The organism is Streptomyces sp. NPDC037290, assembly GCF_055603245.1.
In genome coordinates, this window is record NZ_JBVJVZ010000027.1 from 1 (window position 1) to 18,526 (window position 18,526).

The following is an 18,526-nucleotide window of genomic DNA, read 5'->3' on the forward strand; positions in this document are numbered from 1 at the left end:
GCGATCACCGGGATCTGGGACTTCTTCGCGATGGTCGCGAGGGCGTCGGCGTCGTCCTGGGTGGGGCAGGCGACGCGGACGATCTGGCAGCCGGAGGCCGTCAGCTCGGCGATCTGCTGGAGGGTGGCGCCGATGTCGGACGTACGGGTCGTCGTCATCGACTGGACCGAGACGGGCGCGTCTCCGCCGACGGCCACGCTTCCGACCTGGATCTGCCGGCTCTTGCGGCGCTCGGCGAGCTTGGTCGGAACGGACGGCATGCCGAGAGAAATCGCAGTCATCTGCTGTGCAACCCCAAGTCGTGGATCAAGGTCCGGTCCCGTCAGCAGCGGGCTCCGCGCTTCGAGATTACGGCACGGACGTGAAGGGAGGCACACGGCGTCCCAACGGTCCACCCTATGGCGTCGTGTCACAGCGGGCCGGGCGTGGTGTGGTGCCCGGAGGAGCAGGATCCCTGGTTGAGCACCGTGACCGGCCCGTGGCCCAAGGTGACCGAGGGCACCCGCCCGCCTCGAACATGGGAACGATCGGGGATTGTTAGGGTCGGGTGATGATCTCCCTCCGCGAACCCGTCTTCTTCACCCGCCTGCGCGAGGCGGGCCGGGTCCTCGTCGCCGGGGCGGGTGGGGGGTTCGACGTCTACGCCGGGCTGCCGCTGGCCCTCGCGCTGCGGTCGGCCGGTGCCGAGGTGCACCTGGCCAGCCTGTCCTTTTCCGACCTGTTCGGCCTGGACCTGGACTCCTGGGTCGCGGAGGACGTCGCCGCCGTCCGCCCGGACACCCCGCTGCGCGGCGACTACTTCCCCGAGCGCGCCCTCGCCCGCTGGCTGCACTCGCAGGAGCTGCCCGACACCGTGTACGCCTTTCCCCGCACGGGTGTGCAGCCGCTGCGCGCCGCCTACCGGGCGCTGCTGGAACACCTGGGCGGCGTGGACGCGGTCGTGCTGGTGGACGGCGGGACCGACATCCTGATGCGGGGTGACGAGCACGGGCTCGGCACCCCGGAGGAGGACATGGCCAGCCTGGCGGCCGTCGCCGGGCTGGACGAGGTCACGCACCGGCTCGTCGCCTGCGTCGGCTTCGGCGTGGACGCCTACCACGGCGTCAACCACTCGCTGGCGCTGGAGAACCTGGCCGCTCTGGACCGCGCCGGCGGGTATCTGGGGGCGTTCTCGCTGCCTCGCGAGAGCGTGGAGGGGGCCGCCTATCTCGATGCGGTGGCCGATGCCCAGCACAGCCATGCGAGTCATCCGAGCATCGTCCACGGGTCCGTGGCGGCCGCCGTGCGGGGGGAGTTCGGGGACGTACGGTTCACCGAGCGGACCCGGGGCAGCGAGCTGTTCGTCAATCCGCTGATGGCGCTGTACTTCTGTGTCGACCTGCCCGCCCTGGCGCGCGCGAACCTCTACCTCGACCGGCTGGAGGACACGGTCCTGATGCGCCAGATCAGCTCCGCCATCTCCGCCTTCCGCGAGGAACTGCCCCGGCAGCGGCCACCGCGGGCCTACCCGCACTGACCGGGTCCTGCGCGCGGCTCGTGATGCCCTGTAGGTGCGTACCAGAATGCCATGGCGTCCCACGGAGGGGCGGTCCGTATGAGACCGCCCCTCGCAAGCCGAGCCTGCGGGACTGCTAACTGATCTTGACCGGGTTAACGATGTCCGCGATCAGGACCAGGATCGTGAAGCAGACGAAGATCCCGGCCACCACGTACGCCACCGGCATCAGCCTCGCCACGTCGAACGGGCCCGGGTCCGGGCGGCGCAGGACCCTGGCCACGTTGCGCCTGATGGCCTCCCACAGGGCGCCCGCGATGTGTCCGCCGTCGAGGGGGAGCAGCGGGAGCATGTTGAACAGGAACAGGGAGAGGTTGAAGCCCGCGAGGAGCATCACGAACCCTGCGACCTGCTGCGAGGCGGGGATGTCGAGGGTGGCGATCTCGCCGGTGACCCGGGCCGCGCCGACGATGCCCATCGGGGAGTCCGGCTCGCGCGGGCCGTCACCGAAGGCGGCGTCCCACAGGGCGGGGATCTTGCCGGGCAGGGCGGCGAGGGAGTCGACCGCGTCGCCGACCCGGTCGGTCATCCAGGTCACGGACTGGCCGAAGTCCTGGTGGACGACGCCGGTGGCGCCGCTGAAGCCGAGGAAGCCGGCCTCGACGTACTTGCCCTGGACGTACTGGCCGCTGGAGTCCTTCTTGGCGACCCTGTTCGTCGCGATCGTCGTGTGCAGGGTCAGCTCCTGGCCCTTGCGGTCGACGACGATCGCGACCTTCTTGCCGGCGCTGTCGCGGATGAGGTCCGAGAGCGTGTTCCAGTCCCTGGTCGGCACGCCGTCGAAGGAGACGATCCTGTCGTGCGGCTTCATGCCGGCCTGCGCCGCCGGGGAGACCGGGTCGGACTTCTTGCAGGTGTCGCGGTGCTGGCTCTGGTCGATGGCGCAGGGCGAGACGGAGGCGACGGTGGTGGTCTGCTGCTGGATGCCGAAGCCCATCAGGACCGTGAAGAACAGGCCGATCGCGAGGATCAGGTTCATGAAGGGGCCGGCGAACATGACGATGACACGCTTCCACGGCTTGCGCGTGTAGAACATGCGCGTCTCGTCACCGGGCCGCAGTTCCTCGAAGGCCGCCGAGCGGGCGTCCTCGATCATGCCGCGCCACGGGGAGGTGGAGCGGGCGGAGACCCGGCCCTCCTCGTCGGGCGGGAACATGCCGATCATGCGGATGTAGCCGCCGAGCGGGATCGCCTTGAAGCCGTACTCGGTCTCGCCCTTCTTCCGCGACCAGACGGTCGGGCCGAAGCCGACCATGTACTGCGGGACGCGGATGCCGAAGAGCTTGGCCGTGGACAGGTGCCCCAGTTCGTGCCACGCGATCGAGACGAGCAGCCCGACGAAGAAGACCCCTATGCCGAGGATGAACATCAAGGTCGTCATGCACGCGCCTCCGCGGTCGCCGTCGTGGCTGTCAGTTCTCGGGCCCGGGCGCGGGCCCAGGTCTCCGCTTCGAGGACGTCCGACACCGTGAGTGAAGTTCCCGTGGCCGGGGTGCCGTGCTCCTCGACGACCCGGGTGACGGTCTCCATGATCCCGTTGAAGGGCAGCGCGCCGCTGCGGAAGGCCTCGACGCACTCCTCATTGGCCGCATTGAACACCGCCGGGGCGGTCCCCGCGAGCCGCCCCACGTGCCGGGCGAGGTTCACCGAGGGGAAGGCCTCGTTGTCCAGCGGGAAGAACTCCCAGGTGGAGGCCGTGCTCCAGTCGAAGGCGGGCGCGGCGTCGGGGACGCGTTCGGGCCAGCCCAGACCGATGGCGATGGGCCCGCGCATGTCGGGGGGCGTCGCCTGGGCGATCGTGGATCCGTCGGTGAACTCGACCATCGAGTGAACATACGACTGGGGATGCACGACCACCTCAATGTGGTCGAAGGAAATGTCGTAGAGGAGGTGTGCCTCGATGACCTCCAGGCCCTTGTTGACGAGGGTCGCGGAGTTGATCGTGATCACCGGGCCCATGGCCCAGGTGGGGTGGGCGAGGGCGTCCTCGACGGTGACGTGCGCCAGCTCGGCCTTGGTACGGCCGCGGAACGGGCCGCCGGAGGCGGTGACGACCAGCTTGCGGACGTCGGCCCTGGACCCCGACGCCAGCGCCTGGAAGAGGGCGGCGTGCTCGGAGTCGACCGGGATGATCTGGCCGGGCTTGGCGAGCGCCTTGACCAGCGGTCCGCCGACGATCAGGGATTCCTTGTTGGCGAGCGCGAGGGTGCGGCCCGTCTCCAGCGCGGCCAGGGTCGGCGCGAGGCCGATGGAACCGGTGATGCCGTTCAGCACCGTGTGGCAGTCGGAGGCGGCGACCTGCGTGGCGGCGTCCGGTCCGGCGAGGATCTCGGGGAGCGGCTCGCCGGGGCCGTACTCGGCGGCGAGCGCCTCGCGCAGCGCGGGTACGACGTCCTCGCGGGCGACCGCGACGGTCCGCACCCGCAGCCGGTGCGCCTGCTCGGCGAGGAGGGCGACGCGGCCGCCGTTCGCGGAGAGGGCGGTGACCCGGAAACGGTCGGGGTGGCGCAGCACGAGGTCGATGGCCTGGGTGCCGATGGATCCGGTGGAGCCGAGGATCACCACGTCCTTGGGGCCGTCCCCGGCGACGGGGTCGTAGACGAGGTGCGGATCGGCGAGGGGTGCCGGATGGGCGGGGCTGTCGGTCATCCCTCCATTGTTGCCGCAAGCGGTGACGGTCAGGACAGGGCGTCCCCCGCGCGGGTGCGTGAACAGGTTTCGTCGCGGGCGGGAGCGGTTCTCCGTGTGAAGCATCGGTGAAGATCGTGTGATAACGGTTCGGTCTCAAGATCGGCGCCGGTGAGCGCCCGGAGATCCGCACCGGTCGCGGCCCGGACACCGCGCCGGACAAGGAGCGCAGGCCGCCGCGCCGTCCCCCCGCACCACGCGTCCGAGCGACAAGTACTGCTGAAATTGCGCACGTCGGGTCCGGGGGGATGGCATCCTTCTGCGTCGGGGCCCAGTCAAGCAGGGCCAAAGGGGGAGGAGTCACCACCATGAACCGCATGCGTACGACCACGACCGTCCTGGCGACGGCCGGTCTTCTGACCGCCGGACAGCTCGGGCTCGCCGGAGGCGCGTTCGCCGCCACGCAGACGCCGAGCAGCACCGGTTGCCCGATCAACCTGGTCTACCCGACCAGCTTCTACATCGACTCGCACGGCTGGGTGACCAACGGCGGTCTGTACTTCGGGATCAAGAACAAGAGCACGACCAAGAGCTTCAAGAAGGTCAGCCTCACCATCACGGACACCAAGAACATCCGCTTCGGCTCGGCCACGGCCACGGGCGGCAAGGTCACCCAGAAGACCTCGAAGACGGTGACCGTGTACACGGGGACGCTGAACAAGAAGGCGAGCCTCGGAGTGAAGGTGCAGACGCACCTGCTCAACACCCACAGCTACGGGGTGAAGTTCACCCTGCACGGCTCGGGCTGGAACTGCGCCGTGAACCAGGGCACCTGGGGCAACTGACCCCAGGCGCCCTGCCGGCCGGTACGGGAGCGGCTCAGTCGCCGAAGGGGCGGCGCTCGCTCGGCCGTGTGGCGGGCCCGGGGGTCGCGTCGGCGATCCACGGTCCGTCACCGGACGGGTCGATGACCCCCTCCTCCAGCCAGGTGTAGGCCCCGCCGAGCACGCCCTTGACCACGTCGCGGTCAAGGGCGTCGGTGTTGGTCCACAGCCGGCCGAAGAGCTCCTCGACGCGGATGCGGGCCTGCCGGCAGAAGGCGTCAGCCAGTTGGTAGGCCTCGCGGCCGTGGTCGTCCCGGCCGCGCAGCAGTTCGGCGCGGACGCAGGACGCGCTCATCGCGAACAGTTCGGCGCCGATGTCCACGATCCGCCCGAGGAAGCCCTGCTTGGTCTCCATCCGGCCCTGCCAGCGGGACATGGCGTAGAAGGTGGAGCGGGCCAGCTTGCGGGCGGTGCGCTCGACGTAACGCAGGTGCCCGGACAGGTCGACGCCGTGCTTGAACTCGCCGTAGGACGTGGGAAGTTGGCCGGGCCCGGCGACCAGCTTCGGGAGCCACTTGGCGTAGAAGACGCCCGCGTTCGCGCCTGCCTTCGCCTTGTCGGACAGGGACTTGTCGGGGTCGATGAGGTCACCGGCGACCGAGAGGTGGGCGTCGACGGCCTCGCGAGCGATCAGCAGGTGCATGATCTCGGTCGAGCCCTCGAAGATGCGGTTGATGCGCAGGTCGCGCAGCATCTGTTCGGCCGGGACGGCCCGTTCGCCGCGCGCCCTCAGGGACTCGGCGGTCTCGTAGCCGCGCCCGCCACGGATCTGGACCAGTTCGTCGGCCATCTTCCAGGCCATCTCGGAGCCGTAGAGCTTGGCGAGCGCGGCCTCGATGCGGATGTCGTTGCGGTCCTCGTCGGCCATCTGCGAGGACAGGTCGAGGACGGCCTCCAGGGCGAAGGTGGTGGCCGCGATGAAGCTGATCTTGGAGCCGACGGCCTCGTGCAGCGCGACCGGCTTGCCCCACTGCTCGCGCTCCGCCGACCACTCACGGGCGATCTTCAGGCACCACTTACCGGCGCCCGCGCACATGGCGGGCAGTGAGAGCCGGCCGGTGTTGAGGGTGGTGAGCGCGATCTTCAGGCCCGCGCCCTCGGGGCCGATGCGGTGCGCGGCCGGGACCCGCACCTGGTGGAAGCGGGTGACGCCGTTCTCGATGCCGCGCAGGCCCATGAACGCGTTGCGGTTCTCGACGGTGACGCCCTCGGAGGCCGCCTCCACGACGAACGCGGTGATACCGCCCTTGTGGCCCTCGGACTTCGGCACGCGCGCCATGACGACGAGCAGGTCGGCGACCACGCCGTTGGTGGTCCACAGTTTCACGCCGTCCAGGACGTAGTCGTCCCCGTCGGGTACGGCGGTGGTCGCGAGCCGCGCCGGGTCGGAGCCGACGTCCGGTTCGGTGAGCAGAAAGGCGGAGATGTCGGTGCGGGCGCAGCGGGGCAGGAAGGCGTCCTTCTGCTCCTGGGTGCCGAAGATCTTCAGCGGCTGCGGTACGCCGATCGACTGGTGGGCGGAGAGGAGGGCGCCGACGGCGGGGCTCGCGGAGCCGACCAGGGCGAGGGCCTTGTTGTAGTAGAGCTGGGTCAGGCCGAGACCCCCGTACTTGGGGTCGATCTTCATGCCGAGGGCGCCGAGTTCCTTCAGGCCCGCCACGACCTCGTCGGGGATGCGGGCCTCGCGCTCGATGCGGGCGGTGTCGATCGTGGACTCGCAGAACGCGCGCAGCTTGGCGAGGAACTCCTCGCCGCGCTGGACGCTTTCGGGATCCGGGAGCGGGTGGGGGTGGATGAGGTCGAGCCGGAAACGCCCGAGGAACAGCTCCTTGGCGAAGCTGGGCTTGTGCCAGTCCTGCTGCCGGGCGGCCTCCGCCACCTGACGGGCCTCGCGCTCGGTGACGTTGGTACGTGAAGTGGTGGGGGCGGACATGAGGCTCACCTCGCCGCGAAGAGGGATGATTGCGGACCGTTCGCTACCGACCAGTGCTACTGGATCGTTGGTACCCGAAACGGGCCGACCCCACCACCCCTCGCGCGTCCGAACGGCCGAAAGGTCTGCCGGAGTGCCGGTCCTCGGGTGTGAACTGCTTCCCGGGGGCCCGTTCGGCGTATCGACCGCGCGCGGAGGCCGCGCGGGGAGGCCGGACGGGGATCACGCAGGGCTCCCGCAGCGATCGCAGAAAGGCTGTCGAAGCGGTTCACAACGCTTGGAGCACGGTGTTCACCCTCGCCGAGGTCGCCCAGCACGCCGGAGTCTCGGCGAGCAGGCCAGTGCCTCTGGAACCAGTGGGCCCAGAAGTGGCGGGCGGTCGAGAAGGGCTGCCGCGGGTCGGTGAGCAGCCGGTGCACGAACTCCGCCGTCGACCCGTCGAACCGGTAGGGGGTGCCGTCGTCCTCGTACGCCAGGACGGGCCACCCGTCGGGGTCGGGGCCCTCGGTGAGCCAGAAGAACGAGTCGGCCTGCTCGCTGTCCGCCCACTTCAGCAGCCCGCCCGCAGCGGGGTACGGCCAGTGCGGCTGCCACAGCCGGTTGCCGTGCACCTCGGCCCACCGGGCCAGCCACTCGCTGTGGCCGACGATGTCGCAGTGCCGGTCACCGGGCAGGTAGAGCTGGAGGTAGCCGTCGAAGGCGCCGTGCCCGAACACGTCGGCCAGCCGCTTGTAGTCGCTCGGCAGCGCGGTGCCCAGCCGGGCCTCGGCCGCCGCCCAGTCGACGTCATACGCTCCGTCCGCCTCCCAACCCGTGACGGCGACGACCCGGTCCACCCAGGAGGCGTCGTCGGGCAGCCCGTCGAGCGACGGTGCGGCCCGCTCGGTGATCACGACGACGGGCCGTACGCCGTCACCGGTACGGGTCGTACCGCAGCCGATCCACCGCCCGCCGGCCGCCCACGCGTGCATCTCGATCACGTCCTGACCGAGCGGGGCGAGCAGCGGCAGCCCGCTCCGCTCGGTCACCGCGGGATCGGCGCGCCCGCCCCTGACGAGAGCGCGGGGCTCCCCGTACCAGCCGCTCAACTCCGCGAGCAGCGCGGGCAGACCGGCACCGTCGGCAGCCGTCAGGCACACATGCCCCCTCGGATGCCCGGCCTCCGCGCACTCCAACTCCCGTGTGCCCGACCAGACCACGGGATGGATGGCGGCGAGCACTTCGTGTGTGTCCATGGCCGGGCAGTGAAGCACACGCCACCGACGAGGGGCCGCCCGGGCGCGGCGCGCGCGAACGGCACCGGTACACGCGGACGGCCCGGGTCGGGGACCCGGGCCGTCGCAGGAGCGATCCACGAACGGGCGTCAGCCGCGGCTCGCCTTGCCGAGGGCCGGCACGAACCGGAGGGCGTCCAGGGTGCCCACGCCGGTGGCCATGTCGTAGCCGTTGACGGCCTTGTAGCCCTTGACACCCTGGTAGGTGTTGTCGGTGCCGTCGTTGACGTCCACGATGCCCGGGTTCTTCTGCCGGAGCAGGGTGTAGAGGGCTGCGTTGATGTCACCGACGCGGTGGCCGGCCGCCTGGTCGGCCAGGGCGACGATGCCCGAGAAGAGCGGGCTGGCCTCGCTGGTACCGCCGCTGACGTCCCAGCCGACGGCGGTCGGGTCGTAGCTGGAGTAGACCCAGGCGCCGCCGTTGACCGCGGCGGCCATCGAGATGTCCGGGGTACCGCGGCGGGTGCCCACGACGTTCTTCACGCCGTCCTGGAACGACGGCCGGGTGAACACGTGGGACTGGCCGCCGCCGCCCGAGCCGTAGTCGTTGTAGACGCTGTCCGGCTTGACCCGCTCGCCCTTGTCGTTGAGGTGGAGCTGGGTGCCGCCGATGGAGGTGACCAGCGGGTCCGAAGAGGGCCAGGAGTTGACCCGCTTCTTGTAGTACGTCTTGCCGTCGGCCTTCATGTCGGTGGCGCCGCCGTCACCGGAGGAGGCGAGGACGGTCACGTGCTTGCGCTGGGCGTCCTGGAAGGCGTACCGCAGCTTCTTGATGCTGGAGAAGTCGCCCTTGTCGAAGCCCGGGAAGGTGTTCTCGGTGGCACCGAAGCTCTGGCTGATGACGTCGCCGACACCGTGGTCGATCAGGTACTTCTCGGCGGACATCATCTCCGGCAGACCGGTGGTGCCCTCGGTCTCCGCGACCGCCGTCTCCACCAGCACAATCTTCGCGCCCGGCGCGACGGCGTGGGCCATCTCGACGTCGAGCGTGGTCTCGCCGGCCCAGCCGGTCATGTCGGAGTTCTTGGGGTCCCACTTCGGGATGTGGCCCCACTTGACCACGTTGACCTTGGTGCTGGGCAGCCCGAACTGCTTGCTGTAGACGTCCAGGTCGTGCTGGACGGTCGGCGAGCCGAAGGAGTCGACGATGACGATCGTACGGCCCTTGCCCGTGATGCCCTTCTTGTACAGCGGGTTCAGGTTGTACGCGGTGCGGTACTGCAGCGGGTTGTAGCAGTTGATGTGCCACTTGGCCTGGCACTGCGCGATGGGCAGCGGGCTGGGCGCGCCGTGGACCAGGTTGTGCCCCGCGATGGCCGGTGCCGCGAAGGTGTGCGGTACGCCGGCGGGCGCGGCGGTGGTGGCGCCGGCCTGGGAGGTGGCCGCCAGTGCGGCGGCGACGAGTGCGACGGTGGCGGCGGACGCCGCGACGCCGCGCCCGGAACGGGCTATGAGCATGTGGTCCCCTGAGTGGTCCTGAGGCGTCCTGGGCGGGCGGAACCCGGCCCGGACGAACTGGTCAGGCGCATCCCATCGGGCGAGTCATGGACAGATCAATACGCAGGGGCACACTCTTGAACAGCCGATATCGAATCCTTTACCAGGGGACAGAAAACCGGGAAACGGACAGAGGGTTATCCCTCGGTCCGCCGGCCCGGGAACAGGAACGGCCGGAGCCCCCGCACAGTGGGCTCCGGCCGTTCCGACTGACCTGTCCGTGGCAGGTCAGAGCGCGAGTCCGGTGAGAACCAGCACGCGCTCGTAGGTGTAGTCCTCCATCGCGAACCGCACGCCCTCGCGGCCCACACCGGACTGCTTGGCGCCGCCGTACGGCATCTGGTCGGCACGGTAGGACGGGACGTCGCCGACCACCACGCCGCCGACCTCGAGGGCGCGGTGGGCGCGGAAGGCGGCCTGCACGTCGTGGGTGAACACGCCCGCCTGGAGGCCGTACTTGGAGTCGTTGACCGCGGCGAACGCCTCGGCCTCGCCGTCCACCTTCTGCACGGTGAGGACCGGTCCGAAGACCTCCTCGCAGGCGATCGTGGTGTCCGTCGGTACGTCGGTGAGGACGGTCGGCGCGTAGGAGGCGCCGTCGCGGTCACCACCGGTGAGGAGGGTCGCGCCGGCCTCGACGGCCTCCTTGACCCACGACTCGACACGCTTGGCGGCGTCCTCGCTGACCAGCGGGCCGACGTCGGTCTTGGCGTCGCTCGGGTCACCGGTGACCTGGGCCTCGACGGCGGCGACGATACGCGGCAGCAGACGGTCGTACACCGACGCGTCGGCGATCACGCGCTGCACCGAGATGCAGGACTGGCCGCCCTGGTAGTTGGAGAAGGTCGCGATGCGGGTCGCGGCCCAGTCGAGGTCGGCGTCGGAGGCGTAGTCGCCGAGGACGACCGCAGCGCCGTTGCCGCCCAGCTCCAGCGTGCAGTGCTTGCGCGGCACCGAGTCCATGATCGCGTAACCGACCTTCTCGGAACCGGTGAAGGAGATGACCGGCAGGCGCTCGTCCTGGACGAGGGCGGGCATGCGGTCGTTGGCGACCGGCAGGATCGACCAGGAGCCGGCCGGCAGCTCGGTCTCGGCCAGCAGCTCGCCGATGACCAGACCGGACAGCGGCGTGGCCGGAGCCGGCTTGAGGATGATCGGCGCGCCGGCGGCGATCGCCGGGGCGACCTTGTGGGCGCACAGGTTCAGCGGGAAGTTGAAGGGCGCGATGCCGAGCACGACACCCTTCGGGAAGCGGCGGGTGAGGGCCAGGCGGCCCTGGCCGCCGGCGTCGGTGTCCAGCCGCTGGGCCTCGCCGCCGTTGAACCGGCGGGCCTCCTCGGCGGCGAAACGGAACACGGAGACGGCGCGGCCGACTTCCCCGCGGGCCCACTTGATGGGCTTGCCGTTCTCGGCGGAGATCAGCTGGGCGATCTCCTCGGTGCGCTCGACCAGCCGCTTGCTGACGTGGTCGAGGGCGGCGGCGCGCACGTGCGCCGGGGTGGCGGCGAACTCGTCCCGCACGGCGTACGCGGCGGCCACGGCCTCCTCGACCTGGGCGTCGGTCGGCACGCTGACCTTGCCGACGAGCCGGCCGTCCCACGGGGAGGTGACGTCGAAGGTGTCCTCGCCGGTGACCTGGCGGCCGGCGAGCCAGAAGGCGTGGGTGGAAGTCATGTGCGAGTCCCGGCCCTTCCGCGTTTGGGGGTGTTGTTTCGGTTCGCTGTCCACGGTAGGGCGGAGGCAGCCGAGGGTCGTTTGTCCGAGTCGTAGCAGTCGGGGTGGGGGGTGCGCCGGAATGGCGGGGTCACATCCCTGCTTCCCCTGGGCCCGGCCGGCTCGTGGTCACTCCGGCGAGGTCGCCTTCAGGGCGAGCCACAGTTCCATGCGTACGTCGGGGTCGTCCAAGGACCGCCCCAGGATCTCCTCGACCCGGCGCATCCGGTACCGCAGCGTGTGCCGGTGGACCCCCAGGTCCGCGGCGGCCGCGTCCCACTGCCCGTGCCGCGACAGCCAGGCCCGCAGGGAGGAAACCAGATCGCCCCGGCCCGTCGCGTCGTGCTCGTGCAACGCCCGCAGCAGCCCGTCGGCGAACGCCTTCACCGCGTCGTCGGCCAGCAGCGGCAGGACGGATCCCGCCGCCAGCTGCTCGTGCTCCACCAGCACGCGCCCCCGCCGCCGGGCCACGGACAGGGCCTGCTCGGCCTGCTTGTAGGCCGCCGCCGCGGCGATCGGCCCGGCCGGCGCGGACAGCCCGACGACCAGTTCGTCCTCGTCGGCCCCGGACTGCTCGGGCACCGCTCGCGCCGACTCCAGCGCGGCGGCGTACTGCGTGCACGCGGCCACCGCGGCGCCCCCGTCGGCGGCGAGCACCACCAGCCGTTCCCCTTCGGGCACGACCAGCACGGCCTCCCCGGAGCGGGCGGCGGCGGACTCCACGCTCTCCGTCAGCCCGCCCAGCGGGTCCCCGCCGGTGTCGGCGGCGGCGAGAGCGGCGGCCGGGGGTGCCGGCTTGGGGGCACCCGGCCCGCGCGCGGGGGCGTGCGTGTGGGTGTGGGCGTCCGCGTGCGCCCGTGCCGCCGAGCCGGACACCGACTCGGCGACGATCATCCGGAACGGCGCGTCGAGCAGCCCGCCGTACAGATCCCCGGCGACGGCCCGGGCGTGGTCGGGCTGCCCGGCGAGCAGCATGCGCAGGACGGCCGCGCCGATGCGCTGCTCGGCCGCGTGCAGGGAGCGGGAGCGCTCGGTGGTGAGGGTGAGCAGGGCGATGGCGGAGTGGACGGCGTACCGTTCGGCGGTGCCGAGCGCGGCGGCCGTGCCGACGGCGAGCGCGGCGCGCGGCCGCCGTCCCGTGCCCAGGGAGTGCAGTTCGACGCGGTCCTCGTGATCGGGTCCGCCGACGACGGAGGAGGCGGGGGCGGGCCGCTCCCTGAGCCGCTCGACGTCGGCGGTCAGCCGGGCGGCGCGCCGGCCGGCCCACTCGGGCGCGGCGGCGACGACGGCGCCGGAGGCGTCGTACAGGGCCGCCCACCCGTCGACCTGGGCGGCCAGTGCGCCGAGCAGCCCCTCGGGCCCGGAGTTCAGCGCTTGCCTGGTCAGCTCCCGCTGCGCGGCGAACCCCGCGGTGACGGCCCGGTACTGGTCGGCGGCGATGGCGGCGGACACGGCCTTGCTGATGGCGAGGAAGGGGGTGCGGCGGGGTACCTCCAGCAGCGGCAGCCCCTCCTCCCGGGCGGCCTCGACCAGGGCCTCGGGAATCTCGTCGTAGTTCACCCCGACGGCGAACCCGAGCCCGACGACACCGGCCCCCGCCAGCCGCTTCACATACCGCCGCATGGCCTCCGGATCCTCCGCGTCCAGCTTCAGCGCGGTGATCAGCAGCAGTTCGCCACCCTCCATGTACGGCACGGGGTCGGCCAGCTCGCTGACGTGGGCCCAGCGGACGGGCACGTCGAGACGGTCCTCGCCCGCGCGCACGGTCAGCTTGAGCGCGGAGTGGTGGACGAGCGAGGCGAGGGTCAGGGGCATGGGGCCTTCACGTGACGGAGATCCGGTGATCCTTCGGTGATCTTTTGGCCGCGGCGTATGAACGACCTATGCCGATTCTGCCTCACCGTACGATCCGCCGCTGCCTCCTCACCCCCGCAGATCCACCAGCAACGGCGGCGCGTGCTCCCCCCGCACACTGGTCAACGACAACACGGCATGCCCCGCCGGCACGCCGTGGGCCAACTCGGAAGCAGACCAACGCTCCCGCTCGACCTGCCGGACGGTGACGGCCCGGGCGGTGGGCGCCTTACCGGTGATGATCCGGCGCAGCATGTGCACGGCCTTGCCGGCCGGGGTCTCGGCGATGATCTGCCGGTCGGTGACGTCCCGGGTCTCGGTCCACTCCTTGCCCCACACGTCTGCGAAGTCCTGCCCGTCCCAGGGGGTGACCCCGGACAGCGCCATCCGGCAGCCGGTGGCGCCGAGCAGCGGCCCGCGCAGCGGCCTGGGCACGTCGTCCAGGGTGCGCAGGGTGAGCACCGCGCCGGCCCCCACGGAACGCAGCCGCTGGATGCCGCGGACCGCCTCCGCGGTGACGGCTCCGGAGGCGTCGTCGAGGATCAGGCAGGCGAAGAGCGAGCGGTCCTCGCGCACCGTCACGGCCGCGGTGAACTGGGCGAGCACCAGGCGGGCCAGGATCCGGGAGGCATCGGCGTGACCGCGCTGGGGCAGGTCGATGCGGACGCGGACCGGGTGGTCGAGGGCCTTGAGCGAGAAGGGCCGGCTGTGCCCCGAGGTGTCGAAGAAGGTGGCGAACGCGGGCCGGTCGAGCAGCGCGATCCGGTCGGCGAGCAGGGTGCCGACGTCACCCGGGTGGGCCATCTGCCGCTCCCGGGCATCGAGTTCGCGCAGCAGCCCGTCCTGTCCGGTGTCCGTCAGTGCCTTGCGCAGCGCGGCGAGCGGGCCGGGAGCACCGTCGAGGAGCCCGCGCAGCTCGGGCACGGACGGAAAGCGGTCGTGGACGGCGCGGAAGGGGCCGAGCAGCTGGGCGAGGACCGTGGTGGAGCGGCGGCTGTCACTGCCCGGGTGCGGGTCGGCGAGATCACCGACGAGGGCTTCGGCGAGTATGGCCGCGGCCTCGTCGGGATCGGTGGTGCCGCCGTACAGGTCGAGGTCGTAGACGGACTCCGGATGGCCGATGCGTACGACGACGTCGTAGGCCTCGGCCGGACCGAGTCCGGCGCCCGCCGCGCCGACGACCACGACGGAGGCGCGCCCGGCGAGGGCGTGCAGGCACAGGGACTCGGCGAGTGGCCGTACCACCGCGCCGGTCTTCCCGGAGCCGGACGGTCCGACGGCGAGCAGCGAGGTGCCGAGCAGTCCGGGGTCGAGTCCGAGGCCGGCGCCGCGGTAGTGGTACGGGTTGCGGGGGTCGTCGGCGGTGGTGCCGAGCCGGACCTGACCGGTGAGCAGGTCGTGGCGCGCGTGCCGGGCGGGGAGGTCGCGCTCGCCGGAGGGGTGCAGACAGGCGGCGGAGCCGTCCTTGAGCACGGCGCCGGTGAAACCGGCGAGCGAGTGCCTTCCGGACCGCACACCCTGCCAGGCCCGGCTGATCCGCGCGTGGTCGACATCCCGCATGAGCCCGGCCCTCACCTCGGCAGCCAGCCGGTCCGCGGCGTCATGGGCACCGGCTTGACGCAGCTGGGGCCACTCGGCGGGGTCCTGCTCGGGTGCGGGCGGGCGCTCGGCCACCGGCGCGGCGGGACGCCAGGCGGGCGGACCGTAGCGGCGCCAGACCTCGCCCCAGCGGCCGAGACGGCCCACGACGAGCAGAATGGCGAGGGCGATGACGGTGTAGTAGCCGTACCAGAGGAAGGCCTGCGCGACGTTGCTGTCGCTGTTGCGCCAGGAGTCGGGGACCAGTAGCTGGAGCGGCAGGACCCACCAGCCGCCGAGGTAGCCGTTCCACAGCAGGGACCACACCAGCCAGCCGACGAGGAAGGCGATGAGGGCGCCGCTGATCAGCTGCCGGGCCGGGACCTGCTCGGGCTCCTGCTCGGGCCGGGGCCGGTGGCCGAGGCGCCACACCCCGGGCGCCGCCTCCGGGCGGGGGGTGCGCAGCCAGGTGAGGAAGGAGGAGCCGTCCGGTTTCGGCGGTGCCCCCGGCGGTACCGTCGGCATCGGTGGTACGTCGCTGACCTCGAACGGTGCCGCCGGGCGGGGTACAGGATGCGCGTGCGTGCCGCGCGTGTCTCGCGTGCCGTCGCCGTCCATCGCCCTTGCCCCCTGACCAGCCGTTCCGTCCACCATCAGCGAGCCAATCTAATGCCATGACAAGGGGAGTTCACCGCTTACACGGCCGAGAGTGCCCACCGACTGGGCGTACCCCGGCCACCCGGCTATGTCCACGACGGACAACGGGAGTGGGCTACAACGCCCACATGGAGCATGCCCACCCCCCACCCCCGGCCCTAGCCTGCGAAGAAAGATAGGTATGCGGCCGAAAACGCACTGCCCGGAATCGTCCGGGACGCCAGATCAGACCGCCCGGTACGCAAGATCATCAGGAGCCCCCATGACCGCACTTCCGCAGGAGCGCCGCGTCGTCACCGCCATCCCCGGCCCGAAGTCGCAGGAGCTGCAGGCCCGCCGTACCGCCGTGGTCGCGCAGGGCGTGGGCTCCGTGCTGCCGGTCTTCACCGCGCGCGCGGGCGGCGGGATCATCGAGGACGTCGACGGCAACCGGCTCATCGACTTCGGCTCCGGTATCGCCGTGACCAGCGTCGGCGCCTCCGCCGAGGCCGTCGTACGGCGTGCCTCCGCCCAGCTTGCCGACTTCACCCACACCTGTTTCATGGTCACCCCGTACGAGGGCTACGTGGAGGTCGCCGAGGCGCTCGCCGAGCTGACCCCGGGTGACCACGCCAAGAAGTCCGCGCTGTTCAACTCCGGTGCCGAGGCCGTCGAGAACGCCGTCAAGATCGCGCGTGCGTACACCAAGCGGCAGGCCGTGGTCGTCTTCGACCACGGGTACCACGGGCGGACCAACCTGACCATGGCGCTGACGGCGAAGAACATGCCGTACAAGCACGGCTTCGGGCCGTTCGCGCCCGAGGTGTACCGGGTGCCGGTGGCCTACGGCTACCGCTGGCCGACCGGCCCGGAGAACGCCGGCCCGGAGGCCGCCAAGCAGGCCATCGACCAGATCACCAAGCAGGTCGGCCCGGACAACGTGGCCGCGATCATCATCGAGCCGGTCCTCGGCGAGGGCGGCTTCATCGAGCCGGCCAAGGGCTTCCTGCCGGAGATCGTGAAGTTCGCCAACGACAACGGCATCGTGTTCGTCGCCGACGAGATCCAGTCCGGGTTCTGCCGGACCGGGCAGTGGTTCGCCTGTGAGGACGAGGGGATCGTCCCGGACCTGATCACCACCGCCAAGGGCATCGCCGGCGGTCTGCCGCTCGCCGCCGTCACCGGGCGCGCGGAGATCATGGACGCCGCGCACGCCGGTGGCCTCGGTGGTACGTACGGCGGCAACCCCGTCGCCTGTGCGGGTGCGCTCGGCGCCATCGAGACCATGAAGGAGCTGGACCTCAACGGCAAGGCCAAGCGCATCGAGGAGATCATGAAGGGTCGCCTCACCGCCATGGCCGAGAAGTTCGACATCATCGGTGACGTGCGTGGGCGCGGCGCCATGATCGCGATCGAGCTGGTCAAGGACCGTACGACCAAGGAGCCGAACCCCGAGGCCACCGCCGCGCTCGCCAAGGCCTGCCACGCCGAGGGCCTGCTGGTCCTGACCTGTGGCACCTACGGCAACGTGCTGCGGTTCCTGCCGCCGCTGGTCATCGGTGAGGACCTGCTGGGCGAGGGCCTCGACATCATCGAGCAGGCGTTCTCGCGCATCTGAGCGAGTGCTCCGCACCTCTGACGGGGTCCTGCGGCAGGCCGTGTGAAGAAGGTGTGCGAGGTGGATGACGGGACGCGATTCCGTCTGCCCAAGCGCCTCGGCCTGCCGTAGGTTCTTTCCAGATGAGAGATACACCCCGCCCACAGGGGACTGTGGGCGATTTCAGGACGGGGCCTCCCCAGCTTCGGCCTGGTCGTGCCCTCGCGCACACAACCGGCGCCTGACGCCGGGATCTCCTCACCGATCGGACGGTCGCCGCCCCAAACCCCCCGGGGCGCGCGACGTTCCGATCCGGACGGCCGCCCCGGAACGACCCCCCCTGTTCCGGGGCGGCCGACCTCCTTCTCGCCGAGCCCGTCTGTCAAGCTGGGTGCCGTGTCGACCGTAGTCCGCCGCGCCCCGCTCCTCGGCCTCCCGGCCGCCCTCCTCGCCCTCATCACCTGGCAGGTGATCGGCCACGGCCCGCTGCTGCGCCTGGACGCCCGCCTCAGCCGGGTCCTCGTCCACCCGGACCGGTCCTCCGAGCTCCTCTCCGACCTCGGGAACATCCAGGTCGCCGTCCCCATGCTGGTCCTGGCCCTGGTGTACGCGGCCTGGCGGGGGCGTCTCGCCGGTGCCGGCCGCTGGTGGCTGCCGCCGCTCGCGGCGGCTGTTCTGATGGCGCTGGTCCCGGCGGTCGTCGTACCGCTCAAGGACTGGACCGCACGGCCGGGGACCCCCGTGGTGCCTCCGGGGGTGGGGTACTTCCCCTCCGGTCACACCGCCACGGCGGCCGTCGCCTACGGCTCCGCGACCCTGGTCCTGCTCCCCTGGCTGCGTTCCGCCGCCGCCCGCCGCACCCTGGTCGCCGTCTGTGCGGCCCTCGTCCTCGGGGTGTCGTACGGCCTGGTCCGCCACGGCTGGCACTGGCCGCTGGACGTGGTGGCCAGCTGGTGCCTGAGCACGATGCTGCTGACCACCCTCGCCCCGTTCGCCGGCCTCGTCAGCCGAAGTAGGCGTCGAAGTTCTTCTGGAACTCCCAGTTCGAGTACCGGTCCCAGTTCACCGACCATGTCATCAGGCCCCGCAGCGACGGCCAGGTCCCGTGGGTCGGGTACGAGCCGCAGTTCGTCTTCTTCGTCAGGCAGTCCAGGGCCTTGGTGACCTCGGCGGGAGCCACGTAGCCGTTGCCCGCGTTCGTCGAGGCGGGCATGCCGATGGCGACCTGGTCGGGGCGCAGCGGCGGGAAGACGTTGCCCGGGTCACCGGCGACAGGGAAGCCGGTGAGCAGCACGTCGGTCATGGCGATGTGGAAGTCGGCGCCGCCCATGGAGTGGTACTGGTTGTCCAGTCCCATGATCGGGCCCGAGTTGTAGT

General features: G+C 71.3%; 13 protein-coding genes. 4 read left to right on the forward strand and 9 right to left on the reverse strand.

Annotation, left to right across the window (positions count from 1 at the left end):
* A partial coding sequence (locus ACZ7HQ_RS39710; protein ID WP_471000796.1) for a flavodoxin-dependent (E)-4-hydroxy-3-methylbut-2-enyl-diphosphate synthase occupies positions 1–281 on the reverse strand: 281 nt, incomplete at its 3' end.
* 269 nt (positions 282–550) lie between these two features.
* Between ACZ7HQ_RS39710 and ACZ7HQ_RS39715 the strand changes: the two genes are divergently transcribed.
* On the forward strand, positions 551–1,516 hold the full coding sequence (locus ACZ7HQ_RS39715) for a DUF1152 domain-containing protein (RefSeq protein ID WP_471000799.1): 966 nt from the start codon (positions 551–553) through the stop codon (positions 1,514–1,516).
* A gap of 115 nt (positions 1,517–1,631) precedes the next feature.
* Here ACZ7HQ_RS39715 and ACZ7HQ_RS39720 read toward each other — a convergent pair whose 3' ends face one another.
* A complete protein-coding gene (locus ACZ7HQ_RS39720) occupies positions 1,632–2,924 on the reverse strand; it encodes a M50 family metallopeptidase (protein WP_471000917.1) in 1,293 nt (430 codons plus the stop codon).
* An 8-nt stretch (positions 2,925–2,932) separates the two neighbouring features.
* Positions 2,933–4,204, reverse strand: coding sequence for a 1-deoxy-D-xylulose-5-phosphate reductoisomerase (gene dxr, locus ACZ7HQ_RS39725; protein WP_471000802.1), 1,272 nt, complete (start codon positions 4,202–4,204; stop codon positions 2,933–2,935).
* Between the two features lie 356 nt (positions 4,205–4,560).
* Between dxr and ACZ7HQ_RS39730 the strand changes: the two genes are divergently transcribed.
* On the forward strand, positions 4,561–5,028 hold the full coding sequence (locus ACZ7HQ_RS39730; RefSeq protein ID WP_471000805.1) for a hypothetical protein: 468 nt from the start codon (positions 4,561–4,563) through the stop codon (positions 5,026–5,028).
* A gap of 34 nt (positions 5,029–5,062) precedes the next feature.
* On the opposite strand, the gene ACZ7HQ_RS39735 is transcribed toward ACZ7HQ_RS39730, so the two are convergent.
* The 6 genes from ACZ7HQ_RS39735 to ACZ7HQ_RS39760 all read right to left on the reverse strand — a co-directional run bounded on the left by ACZ7HQ_RS39735 (position 5,063) and on the right by ACZ7HQ_RS39760 (position 15,534).
* A complete protein-coding gene (locus tag ACZ7HQ_RS39735; RefSeq protein WP_471000808.1) occupies positions 5,063–7,000 on the reverse strand; it encodes an acyl-CoA dehydrogenase family protein in 1,938 nt (645 codons plus the stop codon).
* A 56-nt stretch (positions 7,001–7,056) separates the two neighbouring features.
* Positions 7,057–8,235: an SMI1/KNR4 family protein gene (locus ACZ7HQ_RS39740; RefSeq protein WP_471000811.1), complete on the reverse strand. Its 1,179-nt coding sequence runs from the start codon at positions 8,233–8,235 to the stop codon at positions 7,057–7,059.
* 129 nt (positions 8,236–8,364) lie between these two features.
* Positions 8,365–9,732 (reverse strand): S53 family peptidase, encoded by a 1,368-nt coding sequence (locus ACZ7HQ_RS39745; RefSeq protein ID WP_471000814.1) that lies wholly within the window; start codon positions 9,730–9,732, stop codon positions 8,365–8,367.
* A 267-nt stretch (positions 9,733–9,999) separates the two neighbouring features.
* Entirely contained in the window at positions 10,000–11,445 is a 1,446-nt protein-coding gene (locus tag ACZ7HQ_RS39750; protein WP_471000817.1) for an aldehyde dehydrogenase family protein, read from the reverse strand.
* Positions 11,446–11,613: 168 nt separating this feature from the next.
* Positions 11,614–13,299: a PucR family transcriptional regulator gene (locus tag ACZ7HQ_RS39755; protein WP_471000820.1), complete on the reverse strand. Its 1,686-nt coding sequence runs from the start codon at positions 13,297–13,299 to the stop codon at positions 11,614–11,616.
* Positions 13,300–13,407: 108 nt separating this feature from the next.
* On the reverse strand, positions 13,408–15,534 hold the full coding sequence (locus ACZ7HQ_RS39760) for an ATP-binding protein (RefSeq protein WP_471000823.1): 2,127 nt from the start codon (positions 15,532–15,534) through the stop codon (positions 13,408–13,410).
* Positions 15,535–15,835: 301 nt separating this feature from the next.
* Between ACZ7HQ_RS39760 and gabT the strand changes: the two genes are divergently transcribed.
* Positions 15,836–17,170 (forward strand): 4-aminobutyrate--2-oxoglutarate transaminase, encoded by a 1,335-nt coding sequence (gabT, locus tag ACZ7HQ_RS39765; RefSeq protein WP_471000826.1) that lies wholly within the window; start codon positions 15,836–15,838, stop codon positions 17,168–17,170.
* A 375-nt stretch (positions 17,171–17,545) separates the two neighbouring features.
* On the forward strand, positions 17,546–18,313 hold the full coding sequence (locus ACZ7HQ_RS39770) for a phosphatase PAP2 family protein (RefSeq protein ID WP_471000829.1): 768 nt from the start codon (positions 17,546–17,548) through the stop codon (positions 18,311–18,313).
* The last annotated feature ends 213 nt before the right edge of the window (positions 18,314–18,526 follow it).

Bases quoted from the DNA above. Each gene is read 5' to 3' on its own strand.
- ACZ7HQ_RS39735 (WP_471000808.1), bottom strand. From the start codon at position 7,000: ATGTCCGCCCCCACCACTTCACGTACCAACGTCACCGAGCGCGAGGCC.
- ACZ7HQ_RS39715 (WP_471000799.1), top strand. From the start codon at position 551: ATGATCTCCCTCCGCGAACCCGTCTTCTTCACCCGCCTGCGCGAGGCG.
- ACZ7HQ_RS39730 (WP_471000805.1), top strand. From the start codon at position 4,561: ATGCGTACGACCACGACCGTCCTGGCGACGGCCGGTCTTCTGACCGCC.
- ACZ7HQ_RS39745 (WP_471000814.1), bottom strand. From the start codon at position 9,732: ATGCTCATAGCCCGTTCCGGGCGCGGCGTCGCGGCGTCCGCCGCCACC.
- ACZ7HQ_RS39755 (WP_471000820.1), bottom strand. From the start codon at position 13,299: ATGCCCCTGACCCTCGCCTCGCTCGTCCACCACTCCGCGCTCAAGCTG.
- ACZ7HQ_RS39720 (WP_471000917.1), bottom strand. From the start codon at position 2,924: ATGTTCATCCTCGGCATAGGGGTCTTCTTCGTCGGGCTGCTCGTCTCG.
- gabT (WP_471000826.1), top strand. From the start codon at position 15,836: ATGACCGCACTTCCGCAGGAGCGCCGCGTCGTCACCGCCATCCCCGGC.
- ACZ7HQ_RS39750 (WP_471000817.1), bottom strand. From the start codon at position 11,445: ATGACTTCCACCCACGCCTTCTGGCTCGCCGGCCGCCAGGTCACCGGC.
- ACZ7HQ_RS39740 (WP_471000811.1), bottom strand. From the start codon at position 8,235: ATGGACACACACGAAGTGCTCGCCGCCATCCATCCCGTGGTCTGGTCG.
- ACZ7HQ_RS39760 (WP_471000823.1), bottom strand. From the start codon at position 15,534: ATGGACGGCGACGGCACGCGAGACACGCGCGGCACGCACGCGCATCCT.
- dxr (WP_471000802.1), bottom strand. From the start codon at position 4,204: ATGACCGACAGCCCCGCCCATCCGGCACCCCTCGCCGATCCGCACCTC.